21 protein-coding genes are annotated in these 24,787 nt (G+C 53.0%); 6 read left to right on the top strand and 15 right to left on the bottom strand.

Translation table 11 applies throughout. The annotated features are described in order from the left end of the window. Positions 1–14: 14 nt before the first annotated feature. Positions 15–875: an acyl-CoA thioesterase II gene (gene tesB / locus EOS97_RS15980; RefSeq protein ID WP_000084176.1), complete on the top strand. Its 861-nt coding sequence runs from the start codon at positions 15–17 to the stop codon at positions 873–875. 99 nt (positions 876–974) lie between these two features. Here tesB and amtB read toward each other — a convergent pair whose 3' ends face one another. The 5 genes from amtB to decR all read right to left on the bottom strand — a co-directional run bounded on the left by amtB (position 975) and on the right by decR (position 6,889). After that, a complete protein-coding gene (gene amtB / locus EOS97_RS15975; protein WP_000684911.1) occupies positions 975–2,261 on the bottom strand; it encodes an ammonium transporter AmtB in 1,287 nt (428 codons plus the stop codon). Positions 2,262–2,292: 31 nt separating this feature from the next. Next, positions 2,293–2,631: a P-II family nitrogen regulator gene (gene glnK, locus EOS97_RS15970; RefSeq protein WP_000780341.1), complete on the bottom strand. Its 339-nt coding sequence runs from the start codon at positions 2,629–2,631 to the stop codon at positions 2,293–2,295. A gap of 212 nt (positions 2,632–2,843) precedes the next feature. After that, positions 2,844–4,625, bottom strand: coding sequence for a SmdB family multidrug efflux ABC transporter permease/ATP-binding protein (locus EOS97_RS15965; protein ID WP_001256082.1), 1,782 nt, complete (start codon positions 4,623–4,625; stop codon positions 2,844–2,846). After that, the gene (locus tag EOS97_RS15960) at positions 4,618–6,390 is read right to left on the bottom strand and encodes a SmdA family multidrug ABC transporter permease/ATP-binding protein (protein ID WP_001235560.1); all 1,773 of its coding nucleotides are present in this window, start codon (positions 6,388–6,390) and stop codon (positions 4,618–4,620) included. Before EOS97_RS15960 ends, EOS97_RS15965 begins: the two co-directional genes overlap by 8 nt. A 40-nt stretch (positions 6,391–6,430) precedes the next feature. Further along, positions 6,431–6,889 carry a DNA-binding transcriptional regulator DecR gene (decR, locus tag EOS97_RS15955; RefSeq protein WP_000884593.1) on the bottom strand — a complete coding sequence of 153 codons (459 nt, stop codon included), beginning with the start codon at positions 6,887–6,889 and terminating at the stop codon, positions 6,431–6,433. Positions 6,890–7,001: 112 nt separating this feature from the next. Here decR and cdsH point away from each other — a divergent pair, with 112 nt between their 5' ends. After that, a complete protein-coding gene (gene cdsH, locus EOS97_RS15950; RefSeq protein WP_000987850.1) occupies positions 7,002–8,057 on the top strand; it encodes a cysteine desulfhydrase in 1,056 nt (351 codons plus the stop codon). A 49-nt stretch (positions 8,058–8,106) separates the two neighbouring features. Here the strand turns inward: cdsH and cof are convergent, their stop codons facing one another. Then, positions 8,107–8,925 (bottom strand): HMP-PP phosphatase, encoded by an 819-nt coding sequence (gene cof / locus EOS97_RS15945; protein ID WP_000113036.1) that lies wholly within the window; start codon positions 8,923–8,925, stop codon positions 8,107–8,109. Positions 8,926–9,025: 100 nt separating this feature from the next. On the opposite strand from cof, the gene EOS97_RS15940 reads away from it, so the two are divergent. Together EOS97_RS15940 and queC are read left to right on the top strand one after the other, a co-directional pair. Further along, positions 9,026–10,726 carry an SgrR family transcriptional regulator gene (locus EOS97_RS15940; protein WP_001238162.1) on the top strand — a complete coding sequence of 567 codons (1,701 nt, stop codon included), beginning with the start codon at positions 9,026–9,028 and terminating at the stop codon, positions 10,724–10,726. A 64-nt stretch (positions 10,727–10,790) separates the two neighbouring features. Further along, a complete protein-coding gene (gene queC, locus EOS97_RS15935; protein WP_000817201.1) occupies positions 10,791–11,486 on the top strand; it encodes a 7-cyano-7-deazaguanine synthase QueC in 696 nt (231 codons plus the stop codon). A gap of 106 nt (positions 11,487–11,592) precedes the next feature. On the opposite strand, the gene EOS97_RS15930 is transcribed toward queC, so the two are convergent. From EOS97_RS15930 to bolA, 9 genes are all read right to left on the bottom strand, one after another. Then, positions 11,593–11,991 (bottom strand): YbgC/FadM family acyl-CoA thioesterase, encoded by a 399-nt coding sequence (locus EOS97_RS15930; protein WP_001194527.1) that lies wholly within the window; start codon positions 11,989–11,991, stop codon positions 11,593–11,595. 103 nt (positions 11,992–12,094) lie between these two features. Then, positions 12,095–12,469 carry a helix-hairpin-helix domain-containing protein gene (locus tag EOS97_RS15925; RefSeq protein ID WP_000680322.1) on the bottom strand — a complete coding sequence of 125 codons (375 nt, stop codon included), beginning with the start codon at positions 12,467–12,469 and terminating at the stop codon, positions 12,095–12,097. 149 nt (positions 12,470–12,618) lie between these two features. Further along, complete coding sequence (gene ppiD, locus EOS97_RS15920) at positions 12,619–14,490, bottom strand: peptidylprolyl isomerase (protein WP_000969434.1); 1,872 nt, start codon at positions 14,488–14,490, stop codon at positions 12,619–12,621. A 290-nt stretch (positions 14,491–14,780) separates the two neighbouring features. Then, on the bottom strand, positions 14,781–15,053 hold the full coding sequence (gene hupB, locus EOS97_RS15915; RefSeq protein WP_001043544.1) for a nucleoid-associated protein HU-beta: 273 nt from the start codon (positions 15,051–15,053) through the stop codon (positions 14,781–14,783). Between the two features lie 208 nt (positions 15,054–15,261). Then, positions 15,262–17,616, bottom strand: coding sequence for an endopeptidase La (gene lon / locus EOS97_RS15910; RefSeq protein WP_001067719.1), 2,355 nt, complete (start codon positions 17,614–17,616; stop codon positions 15,262–15,264). A 185-nt stretch (positions 17,617–17,801) separates the two neighbouring features. Beyond that, the gene (gene clpX, locus EOS97_RS15905; RefSeq protein WP_127836174.1) at positions 17,802–19,073 is read right to left on the bottom strand and encodes an ATP-dependent protease ATP-binding subunit ClpX; all 1,272 of its coding nucleotides are present in this window, start codon (positions 19,071–19,073) and stop codon (positions 17,802–17,804) included. A 251-nt stretch (positions 19,074–19,324) separates the two neighbouring features. Beyond that, on the bottom strand, positions 19,325–19,948 hold the full coding sequence (clpP, locus tag EOS97_RS15900; RefSeq protein WP_000122257.1) for an ATP-dependent Clp endopeptidase proteolytic subunit ClpP: 624 nt from the start codon (positions 19,946–19,948) through the stop codon (positions 19,325–19,327). 246 nt (positions 19,949–20,194) lie between these two features. Next, the gene (gene tig / locus EOS97_RS15895) at positions 20,195–21,493 is read right to left on the bottom strand and encodes a trigger factor (protein ID WP_001198403.1); all 1,299 of its coding nucleotides are present in this window, start codon (positions 21,491–21,493) and stop codon (positions 20,195–20,197) included. Positions 21,494–21,839: 346 nt separating this feature from the next. Then, positions 21,840–22,157, bottom strand: coding sequence for a transcriptional regulator BolA (gene bolA / locus EOS97_RS15885; protein ID WP_000973433.1), 318 nt, complete (start codon positions 22,155–22,157; stop codon positions 21,840–21,842). 303 nt (positions 22,158–22,460) lie between these two features. Here bolA and EOS97_RS15880 point away from each other — a divergent pair, with 303 nt between their 5' ends. Then, positions 22,461–23,039 (top strand): lipoprotein, encoded by a 579-nt coding sequence (locus EOS97_RS15880; RefSeq protein ID WP_058805511.1) that lies wholly within the window; start codon positions 22,461–22,463, stop codon positions 23,037–23,039. Positions 23,040–23,082: 43 nt separating this feature from the next. Then, positions 23,083–24,558: a muropeptide MFS transporter AmpG gene (gene ampG / locus EOS97_RS15875; RefSeq protein WP_058107427.1), complete on the top strand. Its 1,476-nt coding sequence runs from the start codon at positions 23,083–23,085 to the stop codon at positions 24,556–24,558. Positions 24,559–24,787 lie beyond the last annotated feature (229 nt).

Below are 24,787 nucleotides of genomic sequence, written 5' to 3'. Positions count from 1 at the left end.
CCTGGAGAGTATGTATGAGTCAGACACTGAATAATTTGCTGACATTATTGAATCTGGAAAAAATTGAAGAAGGACTCTTTCGGGGCCAAAGTGAAGACTTAGGGCTGCGCCAGGTATTTGGCGGTCAGGTGGTGGGCCAGGCACTCTATGCCGCCAAAGAAACGGTGCCGGAAGCACGACTGGTGCATTCATTCCACAGTTATTTTCTGCGGCCAGGCGACAGCCAAAAACCCATTATCTATGACGTAGAAGTGCTGCGCGATGGGAATAGCTTCAGCGCCCGCCGCGTTGCCGCTATTCAGAACGGGAAACCCATCTTTTACATGACCGCCTCATTCCAGGCGCCGGAACCGGGTTTTGAACATCAAAAAACCATGCCGACGGCAGTCGGGCCGGAAGGACTACCGTCAGAAACGGAAATCGCGCAATCGCTGGCGCATTTACTGCCGCCGATTCTGAAAGAAAAGTTTCTCTGCGATCGCCCGCTGGAAATTCGTCCCGTCGAATTTCACAATCCGTTGAAAGGTCACGTCGCCGCGCCTGTGCGTCAGGTATGGATTCGCGCCAACGGCACCGTTCCGGATGACATTCGCGTCCATCAATATTTACTGGGATATGCCTCTGACCTGAATTTCCTTCCCGTCGCGCTTCAGCCTCACGGCATCGGTTTTCTGGAAAAGGGCATTCAGATCGCCACTATCGATCACTCTATGTGGTTCCATCGCCCGTTCAATTTTAATGAATGGCTACTTTATAGCGTAGAGAGCACTTCCGCCTCCAGCGCCCGGGGCTTTGTTCGCGGCGAGTTTTATACTCAGGATGGCGCGCTGGTCGCTTCAACCGTGCAGGAAGGGGTAATGCGTAATCACAATTAAAAAACATGCCGCTATGCGGCGTTAATGGCCTGATGACGCTGCGCTTATCCGGCCTACGGTAAACTGGATAAGCGCAGCGCCATCAGGCATGTTGCGCAATCACGCGTTATACGCATTCTCGCCGTGACTGTTCACATCCAGCCCCTCGCGCTCCTGCTCTTCCGGTACACGCAGTCCAACAAGGATATCCGCCAGTTTGTAACCAACAAACGCGACAACGCCGGACCAGACGACCGTAATAGCAATACTTTCCAGCTGTACCATCACTTGATGTCCCATCGTAACGCCGTCGACAAAGCCAACGCCGCCCAGCGAACTGGCGGCAAAAACGCCGGTCAGGATACAGCCGATTATTCCGCAAACGCCGTGAACGCCAAATACGTCGCACGGATCATCTACCCGTAACAGACGTTTAAGCATGGTGACTCCCCACAATCCCGCCAGACCCGCAATAACGCCGATAACCAGCGCGCCGCCAACGCCAACATAGCCACAGGCTGGCGTCACGCCGACCAGACCGGCAATCGCGCCGGAACAGGCTCCCAGCAGGGAAGGCTTACCGCGTAGCGTCCACTCGCCGATAATCCACCCCAGAATCGCGGCGGCGGTCGCCACCACGGTGTTCACAAAGGCCAGCGCTGCTATCTCGTTTGCGCTCCCCGCAGAACCCGCGTTAAATCCAAACCAGCCGATATATAGAATCGCAGTACCGGTAAAGACCATCGGCAGGTTATGGGGTTTAAATGCTTCTTTCCCAAAGCCGACGCGTTTGCCAATTAAATAAGCCCCCACCAGCCCGGCGATAGCGGCGTTAATATGCACCACCGTACCACCGGCAAAATCCAGCGCGCCGTGAGCAGCCAGCAGGCCGCCGCCCCACACCATGTGCGCAATCGGAATATAAGAGAGCGTGAACCACACCACGACAAAAATCAGTACCGCCGAAAAACGAATACGCTCCGCCAGCGCGCCGACAATCAGCCCGACGGTAATACAGGCGAAAGATCCCTGAAACGCGACATGAATATACTGATAAATCGTACCCGTTACCGCCGTCAACGCGATATTCTTCAACATCGCCCCATCGGCATTACCGAAGAAATGATTCCCTTCGCCAAAAGCCAGCGAATAGCCGTACACCACCCATAAAATACAGACCAGCGCAAAGGTGACGGTCACTTGCGTTAACATTGACAGCACGTTCTTGGCGCGAATTAATCCGCCGTAAAACAGCGCGATACCCGGTATCGTCATGAACAGCACCAGCGCGGTGCAAATCATCATAAAAGCACTATCCGCTTTATCGGCAACCGCCGGCGCGGCTATCGTTAGCCCAGGCAGCAGCGCCAGTGAAGCCAGTGTGGTTTTTATCATCGCTATCTTCATTTTTTCATTTCCTGTTGCTGTGTGGCGGGTCTTACAGCGCTGCTTCGTCAGCTTCGCCGGTACGAATCCGAATAACGCGCATGAGCTCCGCGACGAAAATTTTGCCGTCGCCAATTTTTCCGGTGTAAGCCGCTTTACTGATGATATCGATCACCTCTTCCAGTTGGTCGTCGGCGATAGCCACATCAATTTTGACCTTCGGCAGGAAATTCACGCTGTACTCCGCGCCGCGATACAGTTCGGCGTGTCCTTTCTGACGGCCAAACCCTTTCACTTCGGTGACGGTCAGTCCCTGAATGCCAATGGAAGAAAGCGCCTCCCGCACGTCCTCCAGCTTGAACGGTTTGATAATCACGGTAACCAGCTTCATAGAACCCTCCACTCAGAATTAGGTAACGGCTGCCGCCGCGCATGGACTCTTCAGAATGGATATTGCAAAGGATGTGCCAGAAGCTGGCGAGCGAGGAAAAGCGCGGTTAGCGGCGCGTCTTTATATTGACGCGCCCCAAAATCGAAGCAGGGAAAGAAAAATGCACCACGACGGTGCATGATGGGCGAGGCTTTGCCCTGTGGCGCCAAACCTTATGCCGCAGGGCCGGGTTCTTCGTGTACGCTGGCGGCTAACTCCTCGCCAACTAACTGTAATTGATACATTTGCCAGTAGCGCCCTTGCGCCGCCAGCAATTGTTGATGCGTCCCGCGCTCCACCGCCTGGCCGCGATGGAGAACCAGAATGGTATCTGCCTCCACGATTGTCGATAGCCGATGGGCAATAACCACCAGCGTGGTGCGCTCGCGAATCGCCGCCAGCGCCTGCTGTATCGCCTGCTCAGTGCCGGAATCGATGCTAGCCGTCGCCTCATCAAGAATTAATATTTGCGGGGCGTCAACCAGCACGCGCGCCAGCGCCAATAGCTGTTTTTGCCCAACGGACAACGTATTTCCCTGCTCGCCGAGATGCGTATGCAGCCCGTCGCTCAGGCCGCGCGCCAGGTCTGCCAGTTGTACCGTTTCCAGCGCCTGCCACACCTGCGCCTCGGAGACATCGCGCCCCAGCGTCACATTAGCCAGAAAGGTATCCGCCATCACTACCGGGTCCTGTTGAACCATCGCCACGCCCTGGCGTAAAACGCGATGATTAAGAGAGGAGATCTCTCGCCCATCCAGCCGAATTTCGCCTTGTGTCAGGGGGTAATACCCCATTAATAAGCTGGCGAGCGTGCTCTTCCCGCTGCCGGTGTGCCCCACCAGCGCCACAAAGCTACGGGACGGTACTGATAGCGTAATATCCTGTAAAACAAGATTATCGTCGCGGTAAGCAAACGACAGATGATCAATATCAATCGCCCCGCTTTGCAACGGCCTGTCGTCGCTGCCATAGCGCTGGCGCGGGCGATCCATCAGTTCAAAAACACGCTCTCCCGCCACAACCGCCTGCTGTAGCATGGATTGCTGGGTGGTCAGTTCAATGAGCGGCTCGTTCAGACGTGACAAATAGCTAATGAACGCATACAGCACCCCGACCTCAATCGTGCCGGCAGACGTAAAGCTGAAAAGCATCAACAGACCGCACAAAATGAGCGCAGAAAAGAGGCTAAGCAGCGGACGCAATAAAAAGCCGTCTAAGCGTAGTGTCTGCATCCGCGCCATGTAGTGCGAGCGGCTGGCCTCGCCCATGCGTTCGCCGAAGCGCGCCTGCTGGCGAAACTGCTGGATTACGCTCATCCCGTTGATGATTTCGTTAAAGCCGTCGTTAATATCCGCCAGGTATGCCCGCACGCGGCGTACAATCGGCGTGCTGTAGCGCTGATAAATGACCATCACGGTCAATACCGCCGGAAAAATCAAAATCGCCACCAGCGCCATCCGCCAGTCAAGGCTGAACATAGCGACCAGCATGGCGCCGATCAACGCCGCGCTACGTAATACCGTTGCGACGACCGTGACGTACAGATCGCGGATGACTTCCGTATCGTTGGTCACACGTGAAATTAATTGTCCGACAGGCTGCGTGTCGAAGGCGCTTAGCGGCTGGCGCAAGGCGGCATCCATGACGTCCGTGCGCAAGGACTGAACCACACCAACGGCCGCCCGGTTAAATAATAAAGACTGGGCGTAATGCAGACCCGCCGCCAGAAACTGTAGCCCCACATAGGCGGCCGCCAGCCCCGCGACCTTGCCCAACGGTAAATGGTGGCGGGCCACCATGTTATCAATGAAATAGCTGATCAGCAGCGGACCGCTAACCTCCGCCGCCGCCGCAATCCACAGCATCATCACCGCGACAGAGAGCGGTTTTCGCCATGGCGAGCCATACGCCAGCAACCGTTTCAGCGTCGGCCATAGCTGTCCAAAACTACGCATTCACCGCCTCCTCGCCGCGTTCCGGCGCGTCATCCAGCGCGGCCTCCAGTTGCTGATAGCGATACATATCGCGATACCAGCCAATCTGCTGCGCCAGTTGATCGTGATCGCCGCGCTGAACAACATGACCATGTTGCATAACGATAATTTCATTGGCGTCGGTCAGCGCGGATAAACGATGCGCGCTGATGATGACCGTACGCCCTTCGCCCCACTGGCGCAAATTATGCAAAATCTGATGCTCCGTACGGCCATCTACTGCAGAAAGCGCATCATCAAGAAGCAGAATTTCCGCATTTAACAGTAGCGCTCTGGCAATCGAGATACGCTGTTTTTGCCCTCCCGATAACATGACGCCACGTTCACCTACCTGCGTGTCGTAGCCCTGAGGCAAGCGGAGAATATCCTCATGTACGCTGGCTAAACGCGCCACCTGTTCAATCTCCTCCTGAGTCGCCTCCGGGCGTCCGAGCGCAATATTATTGGCAATAGAGTCCGAGAACAAAAACGGCGTCTGGCTGACGACCGCCAGTCGGCTACGCCAGCTATCCAGTTGCAGATGCGTCAACGGCATGTCATGGAATCGGATCTCTCCCTGCGTCACATCAAAATGGCGCTGGATAAGCGACAATATTGTGCTTTTCCCCGCGCCGGTCGGACCGCATATCCCCAGCATCTGACCCGGTTTAAGACGAAAGTTCACATTCTCCAACGCCGGATGCGTCGTTTGCGGATAGCAAAACTCACGAATGGCCGCCGTCAGTTCGCCGCGCCCCGCCGGGACCGGCTCTTCGCCATCCTTAACTACCGGCGCTTCCGCCAGCATAGCGCGGATGCGGCTGTAAGCGGCGCTACCCCGCTCCACGATATTAAACATCCAGGCCAGCGCCAGCATCGGCCAAATCATCAACCCCAGATACATCATAAAGCTGGTGAGTTCGCCCAGCGTCAGGCTGCCGTTAACCACCATCCAGCTTCCGCCGCTAATCGCGAGCAGGTTCGCCATGCCAATGGCGATGTAAATGGTTGGATCAAAACGCGCGTCAATACGCGCCACGCGCATATTTTTCTTGCCGGTATCTTCGGCATCCGCCGCAAACAGCGAAGACTGGCGGTCCTCCAGACCAAACGCTTTGATCATGCGGATGCTGGTCAGACTCTCCTGCGTGCGGTCGTTCAGGCTGGAAAAGGCAGCCTGCGCCAGTTTGAAATAATCATGCAGCCGATCGCCGTAACGTTTGATCATCAGCGCCATAATCGGCATCGGCAACAGCGCTAATAGCGTTAGCTGCCAGCTAATTTGCGTCGACATGACAATCAGTACCGCGCAGCCCATTACCAGCGAGTCAACCAGCGTCAGAACGCCCTCGCCCGCCGCAAATACGACGCGATCCACATCATTCGTCGCACGCGCGATAAGATCGCCCGTCCGATGGCGCTGATAAAATTCGGGATGCTGACGACTCAGCTGGCGATAATAATCTTCACGCAGTTCGACGGCTAATTGATAAGAAGCGCCAAACAGCAGCACGCGCCAGACATAGCGCAACAAATAGACCACTACGGCGATCAGGGCAATGGTGCCAATCCACATCGCTATTCGGCCTGGAGTAAAATGCTGTGCGGTTACGCCATCCACGACAATCCCCACCACTTTGGGCGGGATCAGCTGAAGCATCGCAATAAGCATAAGCAGGGCCACCGCGCCAAGATAGCGACGCCATTCTCGGCGAAAGTACCAGCTTAATTGAGCAAATAATCGCACGCGTTATTTCCTGATATGATTTCCGGCAATACCGGGAGAATTATTCAATGGGCAGAGAGGTGGTGTACTTAATCTGTTCCATCGCAAAACTGGAGGTGACGTCTGACAGTCCTGGGACGCTATTGACCAGACGTTTATAGAAGTCGTCATACCGCTTCATGTCGGCCACCTGAACTCGCATCAGATAGTCGTATTCCCCCGCCATCCGCCAGAAGCCAAGCACTTCCGGCATCTCAGAGACGACGGTCACGAACCGACAGTACCATTCACTGCTGTGGTGCTGCGTTTTTATCAACACAAAAGCGGTTAATCCCAGGCCCAGTTTTTCCGGGTCCAGCAGCGCGACCCTGCCAAGCAGGATACCGTCATCTTCCAGGCGTTTAAGCCGCTTCCAGCAAGGCGTTGTCGTCAGATTAACGGCATCCGCCAGCGCCTGCAAAGAGAGGGTACAGTCCTGCTGCAATAAGCAAAGCAGTTTACGGTCAATTTTATCTAACATACCCACTCCATAGAGAATATTTTTCTCCTTACATTGTAATTTAAAGGTCAAATAGCAACAATTTTTTCCGTACTTTTCGCTACTCTTGGCACAAAATGATAAATGGATATTAATGATGAGTAGCAATTGGGTTAAAAATGCCATTAATGAAATTAACGCTGACCACCAGCGCTCGGCGGATACGCATCTTATTCGTTTGCCCCTGTCGGCATTTCCGGGTATCCAGCTTTACCTGAAAGACGAAAGCACGCATCCCACCGGTAGCCTCAAGCATCGTCTGGCGCGCTCGCTGTTCCTTTATGGGCTGTGCAATGGCTGGATTAAAGAAGGCACTCCGATTATTGAAGCGTCATCAGGCTCAACGGCGATTTCCGAAGCCTGGTTCGCGCGTTTACTGGGACTGCCGTTCATCGCCGTCATGCCCGCCTGTACCGCAAAACGTAAAATCGAACAGATTCAATTTTACGGCGGCCACTGTCATTTTGTGGAGAGCGCCTGCGAAATTTATGCCGCCTCCGAGCGGCTGGCGCATGAACTGAACGGTCACTATATGGACCAGTTTACCTACGCAGAACGAGCTACCGACTGGCGGGGCAACAATAATATTGCCGACAGTATTTTCCGCCAGATGCGCAACGAACCCCATCCGGTACCGCGATTTATCGTCATGAGCGCCGGAACGGGCGGAACCTCTGCGACGATTGGGCGCTATATTCGCTGCCAGGGCTATGATACTCAGCTCATGGTGGTGGATCCGGAAAATTCCGTCTTTTTACCTTACTGGCAGGATCGCGACGCTTCATTACGCAGCCCGGTGGGCAGTAAGATTGAAGGAATTGGTCGTCCGCGAGTAGAGCCTTCTTTTATTCCGGATGTCGTGGATGAGATGCTGCGCGTGCCGGACGCCGCCAGCGTTGCCACCGCACACTGGCTGGAAACGCAGCTAGGCCGTAAAGTCGGCGCCTCTACCGGCACGAATATGTGGGGAGCGCTGCAGCTTGCGGCCCGGATGCGCGAGGCTGGAGAAACCGGCGCTATCGTGACGTTATTGTGCGATAGCGGCGATCGCTATCTGGATACCTATTACCACCCGTCCTGGGTTAGCGACCATATCGGCGATTTGACGCCGTGGTCAGCGGCCATCGCAAAATTACTTACCGGCGACTAGAAACCAAAAAAAAGCCAGACTGAATGTCTGGCTTGCTGGAAGAGATCTCTCATTCGGGGGAATAAGGTAGATGCGGATTGTCCAGCCAATGCGTCAAAAAGTGTGATACCGCTTGATTACCACAATGTCCGATAACCGAAAGGTGTGGCAGCGCGGCGATAAGCTGCGGCATGGCATTGCCCATAATGAGCCCCCGCCCGACGCTGCCCAGCATTTCCCGATCGTTCATCGCGTCGCCAAACGCCATGCAATCTGCCAGTGAAAGCCCTAAATGGTTGCTCAATACCGCCAGCGCCGATCCTTTATTGCACCCCAGCGGTAGCACTTCCAGGCAGTCGACGGCAGAGAAACAGAGGTGAGCGCGTTCTTCCAGCGCCTCATTGAGCTGAATGCGCAAACGGATCAGATCGTCATGATCGCCGCAAAAACAGATCTTCGTCACCTGATGGGCCGGAATGCTTTTTATATCGATAACCTGATAACGAAAGCCGCTGTAGACGTGCGCCTGGAGTAGCGCGGGGATCTCCTGGCCTGTAAACCAGCCGTTGTCATTAAACACATGCATACTGGCTCGGGTATCCCAGGCATGGTGCATCACCGTATCGGCAACCTGAGGATCGAGATCCTGACGATGCAGCACGTCGCCTTCCAGCGAGTGAATTCGCGTCCCGTTACCGGTAATAAGATAAGCATCCAGTGAAAGCGTCCCCAGAATATGCCGCATTTCCAGCACATGACGACCCGTAGCGAATGTCAGGGTGATATCGCGTTCGCACAGACGCGACAGCGTGGCGATCGTTTCTCTACCCAAATGGTGATCGGGCATTAATAACGTGCCATCCATATCAAATGCTGCCAGACGGGCCATCTCTTTCTCCACACTGTGACGCGGTTAACTTGTTGTTCAGTATTACCTGAGATATACGGAAGTAATAGTGAACAGATAAAAGGAAGTGTTCCGGGTTTCTATGAGGCTACTGAATCGGCTTAATCAATATCAACGCCTCTGGCAGCCTTCCGCCGGGGAAACGCAACATGTCACCGTTAGCGAACTGGCCGAACGCTGTTTTTGTAGCGAGCGCCATCTGCGAACGCTGCTGCGTCAGGCCCAGCAGGCGGGTTGGCTAAGATGGGAGGCGCAGTCCGGGCGCGGGAAACGTGGACGGCTCCAGTTTCTGGTCACGCCGGAATCGCTCCGCACCGCCATGATGGAACAGGCGCTGGAAAAAGGGCAGCAGCTCAACGTACTGGAACTGGCGCAGCTGGCGCCGGGCGAGTTACGGGCGATGCTCCAGCCTTTTATGGGCGGCCAATGGCAAAACGATACGCCGACATTGCGTATTCCCTACTATCGTCCGCTTGATCCGCTGCAGCCGGGTTTCCTGCCAGGACGCGCGGAACAGCATCTCGCAGGGCAAGTTTTTTCCGGGTTAACGCGCTTCGACCGCGACAGTCAATATCCTTGCGGGGATTTGGCGCATCACTGGGAGGTTTCCGCCGACGGTTTACGCTGGGATTTTTATATTCGCTCCACGCTGCACTGGCATAATGGCGATGCGGTGGACACCGCGCAGCTACACGAACGCCTGGAAAGGCTGCTTACCCTACCGGCGCTAAGCAAATTGTTTATTAGCGTCGCACGGATCGAAGTAACGCATCCTCAGTGCCTGACCTTTCTCCTTCACCGACCTGATTACTGGCTTGCGCATCGTCTGGCGAGCTATTGTAGCGGTCTGGCGCATCCTGACCTGCCGCTTATCGGCACCGGTCCTTTTCGCCTGGCGTTGTTCACGCCGGAACTGGTGCGTCTGGAAAGTCATGACCATTATCACCTCAGCCATCCGCTGCTGAAAGCGATTGAATTCTGGATCACCCCGCAACTGTTTGCCCAGGATCTGGGCACCAGTTGCCGCCATCCGGTGCAGATTGCCATCGGGAAACCGGAAGAGCTGGCGACGCTGAGTCAGGTAAGTAGTGGTATCAGTCTTGGCTTTTGTTATTTAACCCTCAAAAAGGGCTCACGGCTCAACGTACAGCAGGCGCGGCGTCTGATACATATTATCCATCATACTTCGCTGCTGAAAACCTTGCCGGTAGATGAGAACTTGATTATGCCAAGTCAGGGGCTGCTACCCGGCTGGACAATCCCGCAATGGCAGGACGTTGATGAAACGCCATTGCCGAAAAAACTTACCCTGGCGTATCACCTTCCCGTAGAGCTGCATACGATGGCGGAACAACTTCGACATTACCTGGCGACGCTCGGCTGTGAGTTAACGTTGATTTTTCATAATGCCAAAAACTGGGATAACTGCCCTGCGTTGGCGCAAGCGGATCTGATGATGGGCGACAGGCTGATCGGCGAAGCGCCGGAATATACGCTGGAGCAGTGGCTACGTTGCGATCAGATCTGGCCGCATGTCCTGGACGCGCCTGCGTTTTCCCATCTGCAGGCTACGCTTGACGCTCTGCAAATTCAGCCCAATGAAAAAGATCGCCGCGCCGCGCTACAACAAGTTTTTGCCAACCTGATGGATGACGCCACACTTACGCCGCTGTTTAATTATCACTATCGCATCAGCGCCCCACCGGGCGTTAACGGCGTTCGACTCACCCCTCGCGGCTGGTTTGAATTTAGCGAAGCCTGGCTTCCGCCGCCTTCGCCGTGAAGAAGCTGGTCGGGATTATCCGTACGCGTTACCATATTGGCTTTCGTCATTGATCAGGATAACTATGAAACGCGCCGTTGTTGTATTTAGTGGAGGTCAGGACTCCACCACTTGTCTGGCGCAAGCGCGGCATCAGTATGATGAAGTGCATTGTGTCACGTTTGATTATGGTCAGCGCCACCGCGCAGAGATTGATGTCGCACGCGCACTGGCGTTAAAACTTGGCGCACGCGCGCATAAAGTGCTGGATGTCACTTTGCTGAACGAACTGGCGGTCAGCAGCCTGACGCGGGATAGCATTCCGGTGCCGGACTATGAACCGAACGCTGACGGTATCCCCAATACTTTCGTACCGGGACGCAATATTCTCTTTCTGACGCTGGCGGCGATTTACGCTTATCAGGTCAAAGCCGAAGCGGTGATCACTGGCGTTTGCGAGACCGATTTTTCCGGCTATCCAGACTGTCGCGATGAGTTCGTCAAAGCGCTGAATCACGCGGTGAATCTGGGCATGGCGAAAGATATCCGTTTCGAAACGCCCCTAATGTGGATCGATAAAGCTGAAACCTGGGCGCTGGCCGATTATTGGGGCCAACTGGATTTAGTTCGCGAAGAGACGCTGACCTGCTATAACGGCATTAAAGGCGATGGCTGTGGTCATTGCGCAGCCTGTAATCTGCGCGCTAACGGCCTGAATCATTATCTGTCGAATAAAGCGGCGGTGATGGCGGCAATGAAGCAAAAAACCGGGTTAAGGTGATTGTTTTGCCGGATGGCGGCGCATGCACCTTATCCGTGCCTGGCGATATGCACCATGGTCAATATCGCCAGGCCGGACAAGTTCAACGCCATCAGACAGCGAGGCGTTATTGCACCATCTGTTCCAGCTTTTCACGCAATTCGCCTTCCAGCGGCAGCGCTTTTTGCGTTTTTAAATCAATACAAACAAAAGTGATGAGCGCATCGGCCACCACCTGCCCTTCTGGCTCCAGCGTAATCGTCTGGCTTAATACGCCGCTTTTACCGTTAAGCTGTTGTACCTGGCTGGTCACGGTCAGTAGATCGCTCAATACCGCCGGGCGACGGTAATTTATATTGATGTTTACCACCACAAAGGCAATATTGCGGGCCGTCATCCACTTAAAGCTGTCGCTGTTTTCCAGCCCATCCCAACGGGCCTCTTCCAGAAACTCCAGATAGCGGGCATTATTAACATGTTGATAAACATCAAGATGATATCCACGAACTTTGATTTGTGTTTGCATAGCGCAATAACCTTACGTTGTTGTTATAAGTAAACGACAAGTACAGAGGTCATAACTGGTATGACCTCTACAGTCTGGCAAATTTTGGCCACTGTGCAAGTGATTACAATGTTAAAACTGCCAGATTACGCTCCACCAGCGCGCTTCCCATTCCCGGCACCTGCTTTAAATCATCCACCGTTTTAAAAGGACCATACTCCTCCCGATAGCTCACAATAGCCTGCGCTTTTTTCAGCCCAACGCCGTTCATCACCCGCGCCAGATCCTCCGCAGACGCGGTATTAATGCTCACCCTGGTACCTTCATCATCGCTGGCTTTAGCAGGTAATGCCGCTTTGGCGGAGGATGAAGAAGGCGTATCCGCTTTTGTTTCCACCGCTGCATTTTTTGCGACAGGCGTCGCCGCCAGCGCGCTATGGGCCATGCCCGCGCAGGTTAAAGAAAGTGTAATAAGCAGTGCTTTAATTCCGTGTTTCATACTGTTTTCTCCTTGTTTGTTAACAGTGCAGCCACGATAGCGGGGCGGAGAAAAACGAACAAACGGCAATTCTCAGAAATGGAAAAGGCCGCGAAAGCGGCCTTTGTGGGATACAACGTTTTGCAATTTTTTGCGAAGCGCCTCGACGATTACTGCTGTTCCAGAGCGTCGCCGATTTTGATTTTCGCCTCTTTACGCAGATTGCTCATCAGCGCCTCAAAGACAATTTGCGCATTGTTCTGCGTGATGCCCTGCACCATCGCTTTTTTCTGCGCTTCCGGCATGGCGCCCGCTTTCACCTCGTCAAACGCCAGCAGAACGACGTTACCCTGCATATCGTTCGCCACGCCATAAACTGGCTTATCTTTCGTCGGAAGGCTTAACGCAAAGGCCGCCTGACTCACCGGATCCTGACTGGTACGACTTAACGTTTTAGGCTCGCCAAAACTCAGACCCGCCGCTTTCATCGCTTCCGCGCCTTTGCCCGCTTTCAGCTCGACCAGCAGTTTTTCCGCATCCAGCTTCGCCTGTTGTTCCGCTTTGTTATGCTTCACCAGGGCAGTGACCTGTTCCTTCACTTCTGCCAACGGCTTCACGGCTTCAGGTTTATGTTCGCTCACGCGTACGACAAAAGCTCGGTCGCCATCCACGGTGATAATGTCTGAATTCGGCCCCGGCGTACCGTTTTCGCCCACCAGACCGCCATTAAAGATAGCATCGGCTACCGGTTTGAAGTTCAGCTCTTCCGGTAAGGTGTCACGGCTAAACCAGCCGGTTTCAACCGCTTTTACGCCAGCGACCTGTTCAGCGCCTGCTAACGACTCATTGTCGTTGCTTGCCGCATCGCTCACCTTCTGCTGCAACGCATAGTAAGCATCCAGCGCTTTTTCTTGTTTCACTTTCGCGGCAATGTCGTCGCGAACCTCGCTTAACGGTTTCACTTTGGCAGGCTGAATATCATCCAGACGCGCCACCAGAAAACCGACAGACGACTTAATCACGCCAGATATCTGGCCTTTTTCTTTTAATCCGGCGTTTTTCAGTTCCGGCACCGTGGCAGACTCTTCCAGCCAGCCCATATCGCCGCCATTACGCGCAGAGATGATATCGGTAGATTTCTCTTTCGCCAGCGTGGCGAAATCTTCGCCCTTGTTCAGCGCATCCAGTACCGCTTTCGCATCATCTTCCGTTTTGGTCTGAATAATGCTGTAACGAATACGCTCCGGCTGAGTAAACTGATCTACATGCTGGTCATAATAGGCCTGAATATCCGCATCGCTGACCGGTGCCTGCATCGTCGCGGCATCCAGCTTGATATAGCTTACGCGGAACTGTTCCGGCGTCATAAAGCGGACTTTATTCTGATCGTAGTAGCTGGACACTTCCTGATCGGTCACCTGCTGCTTCGCCGCCAGCGCGTTGACATCAATAACGGCTTCACGCACCACGCGCTGTTGAGAGACTAATGCCGCCAGTTCGTCGGTTTCCCCTTTCAGCATAAAATCAGTACCGGCCACGCCGTTGATCAGTTGCTGAGTGGTAAGCTGGTTACGCAGCGCCTGAGCGTACTGATCGGCGGTCATTCCCATCTGATTCACAATCGCGTTATAGCGGTTGTTGTCAAACTTACCGTCCACCTGAAAAGCGGGAGTGGCGAAAATCGCCTGCTTTACCTGCTCATCGCTGATGCCCAGTTTCAGTTCGCGGGAATATTGATCCAACAGCGCTTCATCTATCAGACGATTCAGCACCTGCTGGCGCAGGCTTTTCATATAACCTTCGTTGGCCGCCAGTTCAGAATACCTGTCGCCCAACTGCTGCTGCATACGGTTACGTTCGTTATTAAACGCATTCTCAAACTGTGCCCGGCTGATTTCCTGGCCATTCACTTTTGCGGCGTAGTTATTGCTTCCGCCAATCAGGTAACCACTAACGCCGGTCAAAATGAACGACACGATAATGATAACGAAAATAATCTTGAGCACGAGACTGTTTGCAGCCGTGCGTAAGCTGTCCATCATGGTGTAACCACACTCCGCTGTAGGTGACTTTACACTTTATCTTTCAGGCGGCTTCTCCGCTGGCTACCGAGTGATTCGCTCAGTCGCCGCGTCGACGCAACCTGAATGATTTGCGTATAGAGACTTCACGCGCATCGCATTTTCTGAACGCGGCGCACAAAAGCCTATTGTGACAAGAAACGAGGGCAATTGTCAGCCCGCAACGCACAGAAAGTCCCGAATCGCCAATAAAAAAGGCACATCAGTTGATGCGCCCTTGTACTTTGTCACATCCCCCGAGGGGATCACGCTTAGTTTACCGCGTCTTTCAGCGCTTTACCTGCACGGAAACTCGGCACTTTGGCAGCGGCGATGGTGATCTCTTTACCTGTTTGCGGGTTGCGACCAGTACGGGCAGCACGCTCTTTAACAGCAAAAGTACCAAAGCCTACCAGTGCAACGTCATCCCCTTCTTTCAGAGATTCGGTAACAGAAGCAATAATCGCATCTAACGCACGTCCAGCCGCAGCCTTAGAGATATCAGCCCCTGCAGCAATTTTTTCGATCAGTTGAGATTTATTCACTCTTCTCTTCCTCTTTATAATTTATATCGCACCTGAATCCTTCGAAGTACGACCGCGCAGCAGTTATATCAGGCCTGCCACGCCCTTACAACACCCGTTAATGGTGGCAGACCCAATCAACCATCTAAATTAGCTATACAAAAAAAGGCTGGCAAGTCCGAAATAGCCTGCCAGCCCTGTTTTTATTAGCGCTATTTGCGCGAGGTCACTATTTTGCGGTTACAACCTGCATTCCAGACGGTTCGTTTTGCAGAGCAAGCGTCAGAACTTCCTCAATGCGCTTAACCGGGTGAATATCCAGATCGGCAATCACGTTGTCCGGAATTTCCTCCAGGTCACGTTTATTTTCGAATGGAATTAAGACCGTTTTAATCCCGCCGCGATGCGCCGCCAACAGTTTTTCTTTCAGGCCGCCGATCGGCAATACCTGACCACGCAGCGTGATCTCACCGGTCATTGCCACATCTGCGCGCACCGGATTACCAGTCAGGCAGGAAACCAGCGCGGTACACATCGCGATACCGGCGCTTGGACCGTCTTTCGGCGTTGCGCCTTCCGGCACGTGAACGTGGATATCGCGTTTTTCGTAAAAGTCCGGATTAATACCCAGTTTTTCCGCGCGCGCGCGCACCACGGTCAGCGCCGCCTGAATAGATTCCTGCATCACTTCACCGAGCGAGCCGGTGTAGGTCAACTTGCCTTTGCCCGGGACGCAGGCGGTTTCGATGGTCAACAGATCGCCGCCCACTTCCGTCCACGCCAGGCCCGTCACCTGACCTACGCGGTTTTCGCTATCCGCGCGGCCATAATCAAAGCGCTGCACACCGAGGTAGTCGTGCAGATTATCGCCGTTAATTTCGATATGTTTTAACGACTTATCTAGCAACAGTTGTTTAACCGCTTTGCGGCACAGTTTGGAGATTTCACGCTCCAGACTACGCACGCCCGCTTCACGCGTGTAATAGCGGATAATACCGATAATCGCGCTATCGTCGACCGTCAGTTCTCCTTTCTTCAGCGCGTTACGCTCGATCTGCTTCGGCAGCAGGTGACGTTTAGCAATATTCAGCTTCTCATCTTCGGTATAACCGGACAGACGGATCACTTCCATACGATCCAGCAGCGGCGCCGGAATGTTCATGGAGTTGGAGGTGGCGACGAACATCACATCGCTGAGATCGTAATCCACTTCCAGGTAATGATCGCTGAACGCCACGTTCTGCTCCGGATCCAGCACTTCCAGCAGTGCGGAAGCCGGATCGCCGCGCATGTCCGAAGACATTTTGTCGATCTCATCGAGCAGGAACAGTGGGTTTTTAACCCCCACTTTGGCCATTTTTTGGATCAGTTTACCCGGCATAGAGCCAATGTAAGTCCGGCGATGACCGCGGATTTCCGCTTCATCACGCACGCCGCCCAGCGCCATACGGATGTATTTACGCCCTGTTGCTTTAGCGATGGACTGGCCCAACGAGGTTTTACCTACCCCCGGCGGCCCCACCAGACACAGGATCGGCCCCTTGATTTTATTTACACGGCTTTGAACCGCGAGATACTCAAGGATGCGGTCTTTCACGCGCTCCAGACCATAATGGTCAGTATCGAGGATTTCCTGCGCCTGACGCAGGTCTTTTTTGACCTTGCTACGCGCATTCCACGGCACCTGCACCATCCAGTCGATGTAGCCGCGCACCACGGTCGCTTCCGCCGACATCGGAGACATCATTTTCAGCTTCTGCAGTTCCGCTTCCGCTTTCTCTTTCGCCTCTTTCGGCATTTTCGCCGCGTCGATCTTACGCTTCAGCGCTTCGTTTTCGTCCGGCGCGTCGTCCATCTCGCCAAGTTCTTTCTGAATCGCTTTCATTTGCTCGTTCAGATAGTACTCGCGCTGGGATTTCTCCATCTGCTTTTTCACGCGGTTGCGAATGCGTTTCTCAACCTGCAGCAGATCGATTTCAGATTCCATCATCGCCATCAAATATTCAAGACGTTCGTTAATGTCGGACATCTCAAGAACAGACTGTTTATCCGCCAGTTTCAGCGGCATATGCGCGGCGATGGTGTCAGCCAGACGTGCAGGGTCGTCAATGCTATTGAGTGACGTCAGCACTTCCGGCGGAATTTTTTTGTTCAGCTTGATGTAGCCTTCGAACTGGCTGATAGCGGTACGCACCAGCACTTCTTGTTCACGCTCATCAATGGCTGGCGAATCAAGGTACTCCGCCTTCGCGGAGAAATGTTCGCCGTTGTCAGACAGCGCGGAAATACGCGCGCGCTGTAACCCCTCGACCAGCACTTTTACGGTGCCGTCAGGCAGTTTCAGCATCTGCAAAATAGAGGCCACGGTCCCGACGGTGAAAAGATCGTTTACACCCGGCTCATCCGTTGATGCTTCCTTCTGGGCGACCAGCATGATTTTTTTATCATGGTCCATAGCCGCTTCCAGACAACGGATAGATTTTTCCCGCCCTACAAATAAGGGTATGACCATGTGCGGATAAACCACCACATCGCGCAAGGGCAATACGGGGATTTCAATGCGTTCAGAACGCTCAGGATTCATAGAGCTCTCTCTTAGTTTAGTGTCCGCCAGGTAATCAGATAGTATAGCTGTGCTCCATACCACCTATAACATGTACGTCAGTATATGGGGATGTTTCCCACACATTCAACGGCGTGTTTACAGGAAAAACGAAAGGGGAGATAAAATCCCCCCTTTTTTGGCTAACTGATTGTATGAATGTTTAATTATTCGCCAGAAGCCTGCGCTTCCGGTTTGCCGTAAATCAGCAACGGCTTACTCTGACCGGCAATAACGGACTCGTCGATCACCACTTTTTCGACGTCTTCCATAGATGGCAAATCGTACATGGTATCCAGCAGCGCCGCTTCGACGATAGAACGCAGACCACGGGCACCGGTTTTACGCGCCATTGCTTTCCTGGCGATAGCGTCCAGCGCTTCGTCACGGAATTCCAAATCGACGCCTTCCAGGTTAAACAGCGCCTGATACTGCTTGGTCAGCGCATTTTTCGGCTCTTTCAGGATTTGAATCAGCGCTTCTTCGCTGAGTTCGTTCAGCGTCGCCACCACTGGCAGACGACCGATAAACTCAGGAATCAGACCAAATTTGATCAAATCTTCCGGTTCAACCTGCGACAACAGCTCGCCTTCGCTGGCTTTGTCGGACTTCGCTTTCACCGTCGCGCCAAAACCAATGCCGGAGCCGGTTTCAACACGGTTAGCGATCACTTTATCCAGACCGGCAAACGCGCCGCCGCAGATAAACAGAATCTTAGAGGTATCTACCTGTAAGAACTCCTGCTGCGGATGTTTGCGACCGCCCTGCGGTGGAACCGCGGCGACAGTGCCTTCGATCAGTTTCAGCAACGCCTGCTGTACGCCTTCGCCGGAAACATCGCGGGTAATGGACGGATTGTCTGATTTACGCGAAATCTTATCGATTTCATCAATGTAGACAATCCCACGCTGCGCTTTTTGCACGTCGTAGTCGAATTTCTGCAACAGTTTCTGAATGATATTCTCGACGTCTTCCCCCACGTAACCCGCTTCGGTTAGCGTGGTCGCATCCGCCATAGTGAACGGCACATCCAGCAAGCGCGCCAGCGTTTCCGCCAGCAGCGTTTTACCGGAACCGGTCGGTCCAATCAGCAGAATGTTGCTTTTGCCTAACTCGACGCCATTGCTGGTATCGCCGTTACGCAGACGCTTGTAGTGGTTATAGACCGCCACCGCCAGCACTTTTTTCGCCTGCTCCTGGCCGATAACGTAATCGTCCAGGTGAGTACGAATTTCATGCGGCGTCGGCAGCGCACTACGTTCACGGTGCGGAGCAACTTCTTTAATTTCTTCGCGAATAATGTCGTTACATAAATCGACGCATTCGTCGCAGATATACACGGATGGACCGGCAATCAGCTTGCGCACTTCATGCTGGCTTTTGCCGCAAAAAGAGCAGTACAACAATTTGCCCGAGCCATCTTTGCGTTTATCTGTCATGAGTCAAAACCTCTTCTTTGTTCTTTGTGCCGCACACGACGACGCAAATGCCATTCTCAGGCGCAAGCCGCTAATCAGCGTTGTGCCGCCCTTCATTAGTATATACACAAAATCATTCGAGCTACATCAAGGCGGCAACTCGGCGACTCCGCAGGCGCTTACATAAGTAAGTCACCGGGAGGCGCGCTGGCAGCCAACACCGAGGTAGCGTGAAGGATGAAGTGTATAGCGGCACACTTGCGTCCAGGGCATCAATTACGATGGGTCAAAATTGAGTCAACCAAACCGTACTCTACCGCTTCAGGCGCGGAGAGGAAGCGATCGCGCTCAGTATCACGTTCAATCTGCTCAAGAGATTGACCCGTATGATGCGCCATAAGTTCATTCATGCGCCCTTTTACTTTCAAAATTTCGCGGGCGTGAATTTCAATATCCGTCGCCTGGCCCTGATAGCCGCCCAGCGGCTGGTGGATCATGACGCGAGAGTTCGGCAAGCAGAAACGTTTGCCTTTCGCCCCGGCAGTCAGCAGAAACGCCCCCATAGAGGCCGCCTGTCCCATACAAATGGTGCTGACGTCTGGCTTAATAAACTGCATGGTGTCATAGATGGACATCCCCGCAGTAATTACGCCGCCAGGAGAATTAATGTACAGATAGATATCTTTTTCCGGGTTTTCCGCTTCCAGGAACAGCATCTGCGCCACGATCAGGTTAGCCATATGGTCTTCGACCTGGCCGGTCAGAAATATGACGCGTTCCTTAAGTAGACGAGAATAGATATCAAAAGAGCGCTCACCGCGTGAGGTCTGTTCAATGACCATCGGCACCAGCGCCATATGAGGGGCCAAATTATCTCGTTCTCCGCTGTATGACATTTCCGTCTCCTGGATAAAAATTGAAAAAACCTGCTGTACTGATTGTAACCTGATGGACGGATTATCAGCCAGTCCCTCTGTAATGGGTACGGCATCGCCATAATTCAAGCATAACAATCTTTTGTTCTAACGCTAACACTGAAACGCAGTTTTCGCACCCTTACCATGCAAAATGCGTGACAAAAAAAACCCGTCACTGAAAGGTGACGGGTTTTTGTGCAAATTTCGTGCTTTTAACGCGACAAATTACGCCTGCTGGTTCATCAGCTCATTGAAGGAAGTGGCTTTTTCAGACACTTTCGCTTTTGCCAGAACCGCTTCAACAGCCTGTTCTTCCAGAGCAACGTTACGCATATTGTCCATCAGCTCTTTATTTTTGCTGTAGAACTCAATTACTTCTTTCGGATCTTCGTAAGCAGACGCCATCTCTTCGATCAGGCCTTTAACGCGTTCTTCGTCCGCTTTCAGCTCGTTGGTACGAATGACTTCGCCGAGCAGCAGACCGACAACTACACGACGCTTAGCCTGTTCTTCGAACAGTTCGCGCGGCAGCTCCAGAGCCTGTTTCTCGTTACCACCAAAACGCTGCGCAGCCTGACGACGCAGAACGTCGATTTCGCTGTCGATCAGCGCAGCCGGTACGTCGATGTCGTTAGCTTTTACCAGACCTTCGATCGCCTGAGACTTAACGCGGTTACGCACCGCGCCTTTCAGCTCGCGTTCCATGTTTTTACGTACTTCAGCGCGCAGACCGGCTACGGAACCATCTTCAACGCCGAAACGTTTGATGAATTCTTCGGTCAGTTCCGGCAGTTCGCGTTCTTCAACTTTCTTAAGGTTGATAACGAACTTAGCCGCTTTACCTTTCAGGTTTTCAGCGTGGTACTCTTCCGGGAAGGTCACATCGATAGTGAACTCTTCGCCAGCTTTGTGGCCTTTAACGCCGTCTTCAAAGCCCGGAATCATACGACCCTGGCCCATCGCCAGAACGAAATCGGTCGCTTTGCCGCCTTCGAACTCTTCGCCGTCTACAGAGCCGGTGAAATCGATGGTCACGCGGTCTTCCGCATCAGCAGCGCCGTCTTTTTCTTTCCAGGTCGCCTGCTGCTTACGCAGGGTGTCCAGCATCACATCAACGTCAGCGTCGGTGACTTCAACAACCGGCTTTTCAACTTCGATGGACTCGAGGCCAGTCAGCTCAACTTCCGGATAGACTTCAAACTCGACGGAGTAAGTGAAGTCTTCACCCACTTTGTATTCGCCCGGAACATAGTTCGGCGCGCCTGCCGGGTTAATTTTTTCTTTGATGATCGCGTCAACGAAGTTGCGGCTCATCAGATCGCCCAGCACGTCCTGGCGAACAGAAGCGCCATAACGCTGAGCGACGATATTCATCGGTACTTTGCCTTTACGGAAGCCGTCAATACGTACTTTTTTCGCTACGTTGACCAGCTCGCTTTTTACAGCGGTCTCGATGCTGTCAGCAGCGATTGTAATCGTTACACGGCGGCCAAGGCCCTGAGTGGTTTCAACTGAAACTTGCATCTTGTTACCTCAAAAAATCACAGTGCTCGGTCAACTCTACTCCGCAAGCACGTGCTATTTGCTTCGCGGAACCGGGATGTTCTCATAATCAATCACATTCCCTGTCGTCAGAATCATCCCGAAGACGTTCATATATAAGACGGCGCATTATAGCGGCATCACTTTTGTGAGTCGAGAACGGTGATTGTGCGATGCTGCGGCGGTTTTCACAATTCTCGGCTAATTTTTGTCTGAATACTGTACGACACGCTCAAAATTCAGACAAAACAAAACGGCCCGCAGGCCGTTTTCACATAATTCTGTAGCAACATACTGGAAAAGCGGAGGTAGTTGCAAATCCGTTTTGCTACGCGATGCTTCCCGCGCCGCGACAAGGAGGCGACGCGAAGATAGTATCCTGCAACCCTTCCCACTCTTTGAGGGTATAAGTATGCAGTGCCAGCGCATGTACGGTTGTGGAAAGTTCCGCCGTTAACGTACCGTAAATCATCCGATGACGATTAAGAAAACGTTCGCCTGTAAAGCGATCGCTCACCAGCACGACCTTAAAATGGCTTTCCGATCCTGCAGGAACATTGTGACGATAGCTTTCATCCACAACTTCGAGAAACACGGGGTCGAACGCTGTCCTTAATTTTTCTTCTATTTGCTCACGTATCATCATGAAAATCTCCTCCGACAACGCTGTGATGTCACCCATCCCTTTAAATACTAGCCGCTTTTACCGTTTCCATTACAGCATGACAACAAAAATTTAGCTTTCGTCTGATTATTTCAGCCAAACGTATGAAGTTTACTGCCTTAATCATTCTTTTAGCGCTCAAAATCCCCGCTCGCGCCGTTATCAATACCAAATCGGACATTACGACGAATTTACCTGCGTTGACCACTTCCCCTCGCCGTTAGCGGTGTTATGATGGCGGGAATTTTTACCTATCACGTTTTAAGCGTCATTGAGAGCCTGAATATGTTAAAAAAACTTCTCTTTCCGTTAGTCGCTCTGTTTATGCTGGCAGGATGCGCCACACCGCCGACGACCATTGACGTCGCGCCGAAGATCACCTTGCCACAGCAGGACCCGAGCCTGATGGGCGTCACCGTTAGCATTACCGGCGCGGACCAACGCCAGGATCAGGCGTTAGCGAAAGTCACGCGTAACAACCAGCTGGTAACGTTAACCGCCTCCCGCGATTTACGCTTCCTGTTACAAGAAGTCCTGGAAAAACAGATGACGGCGCGGGGCTATATGATCGGGCCTAACGGCGCGGTTAATCTGCAGATTATTGTTAACCAACTGTATGCTGATGTTTCCCAGGGCAGCGTGCGCTACAACATCGCGACCAAAGCGGATATCGCGATTATTGCGACCGCGGTAAATGGCAGCAAGATGACCAAAAACTATCGCGCCAACTACTCTATTGAAGGGGCGTTCCAGGCCTCTAACCAGAATATTGCCGACGCAGTGAATAGCGTTCTGACCGATACCATTGCTGATATGTCTCAGGACACCAGTATTCACGATTTTATCAAGCAAAACGCCCGTTAATAGCAACAACAAGACCCGGCAGAAGCCGGGTCTGTAGATGCCTATGTCAAGTCAATATTTACGTATTTTCCAGCAACCGCGCTCAGCCATTCTGCTGATATTGGGTTTTGCCTCCGGTCTCCCGCTGGCGCTCACTTCCGGTACGCTACAGGCGTGGATGACCGTCGAGAATATCGATCTTAAAACGATTGGCTTCTTCTCGCTGGTTGGTCAGGCCTATGTGTTTAAGTTTCTCTGGTCCCCGCTGATGGACCGCTACACGCCGCCTTTTTTAGGTCGTCGTCGCGGTTGGTTACTCGCCACCCAACTGTTGTTACTGGCGGCGATTGCGGCGATGGGCTTTCTTGAACCCGGCACGCAGCTACGCTGGATGGCGGCGCTGGCGGTGGTGATTGCTTTTTGCTCCGCCTCGCAGGATATCGTGTTCGACGCCTGGAAAACCGATGTTTTACCCGCAGAAGAACGCGGCGCTGGCGCGGCAATCAGCGTGCTTGGCTACCGGTTGGGGATGCTGGTTTCCGGCGGACTGGCGCTATGGCTGGCCGATCGCTGGCTCGGCTGGCAGGGCATGTACTGGCTGATGGCGGCATTGCTGATCCCCTGCATTATCGCCACCTTACTGGCGCCGGAACCGACCGATACTATCCCGTCCCCGAAATCGCTGGAACAGGCCGTCGTCGCGCCGCTACGCGATTTCTTTGGCCGTAACAACGCCTGGCTGATTTTACTGCTCATTGTGCTTTATAAACTGGGTGATGCCTTCGCTATGAGCCTGACCACCACCTTTTTGATTCGCGGCGTCGGCTTTGACGCCGGCGAAGTCGGCGTGGTCAATAAAACGCTGGGCCTGCTGGCGACGATCGTCGGCGCGTTATACGGCGGCATATTAATGCAGCGTCTTTCGCTGTTTCGCGCGCTGCTGATTTTCGGCATTTTGCAAGGCGCGTCCAACGCCGGTTACTGGTTGCTCTCCATTACCGATAAAAACATGTTCAGCATGGGCGCGGCGGTCTTTTTCGAAAATCTGTGCGGCGGGATGGGTACTGCCGCCTTTGTCGCCTTATTAATGACGCTATGTAATAAGTCGTTTTCCGCAACACAGTTTGCCCTACTGTCGGCCCTCTCCGCAGTAGGCCGCGTTTATGTTGGTCCTGTAGCGGGCTGGTTCGTTGAAGCGCACGGCTGGCCGACATTCTACCTCTTCTCGGTTGTTGCCGCCGTTCCCGGGCTGTTACTGTTGCTGGTCTGTCGGCAAACGCTGGAATATAGCTGGCAGAACGAGCGTTTCATTTCCCGCACGCAATACCGTGGCGCCTACAATTTCGCGCTTTCAATCCTGCTCGCGGGCGTCGCTTTGCTGGCGGTATGGGTACTCCTGCTGACCATGAACGCGTTGGATTACACTAACTTCTCATTCCTGTCCGGATTGCTTGAGACTGCGGTAGCGGTTGCCGTGTGCGGCATTGTCTTTGGCGGGTTGCTGGACTACCTGGCACTACGAAAAACACGCCTGCTCTAAAACATTATTTGCCGTTGTAATAACGACCCGGAATTATAACGGCTAAATAACCATCAATTGATAAAAAATATATTTGTCTTTTTGTGCGCAACAGAATTTTGGAAATTATTGGTAATTTCTACGCTACCTATTTTCTTTACACGATTCAGCCGATTAAATTTAAATTTCTGCCGTTGATTGTCCTTTTATTGATAATAAATTGTTAAGTAATTGTTTTATTTTTACATTG

It is taken from the genome of Salmonella sp. SSDFZ54 (assembly GCF_004010735.1).
In the GTDB taxonomy this organism is placed as follows: domain Bacteria; phylum Pseudomonadota; class Gammaproteobacteria; order Enterobacterales; family Enterobacteriaceae; genus Salmonella; species Salmonella enterica.
The sequence above is the reverse complement of the archived record's forward strand: the minus strand, read 5'-3'. Positions and strand labels throughout refer to the sequence as shown.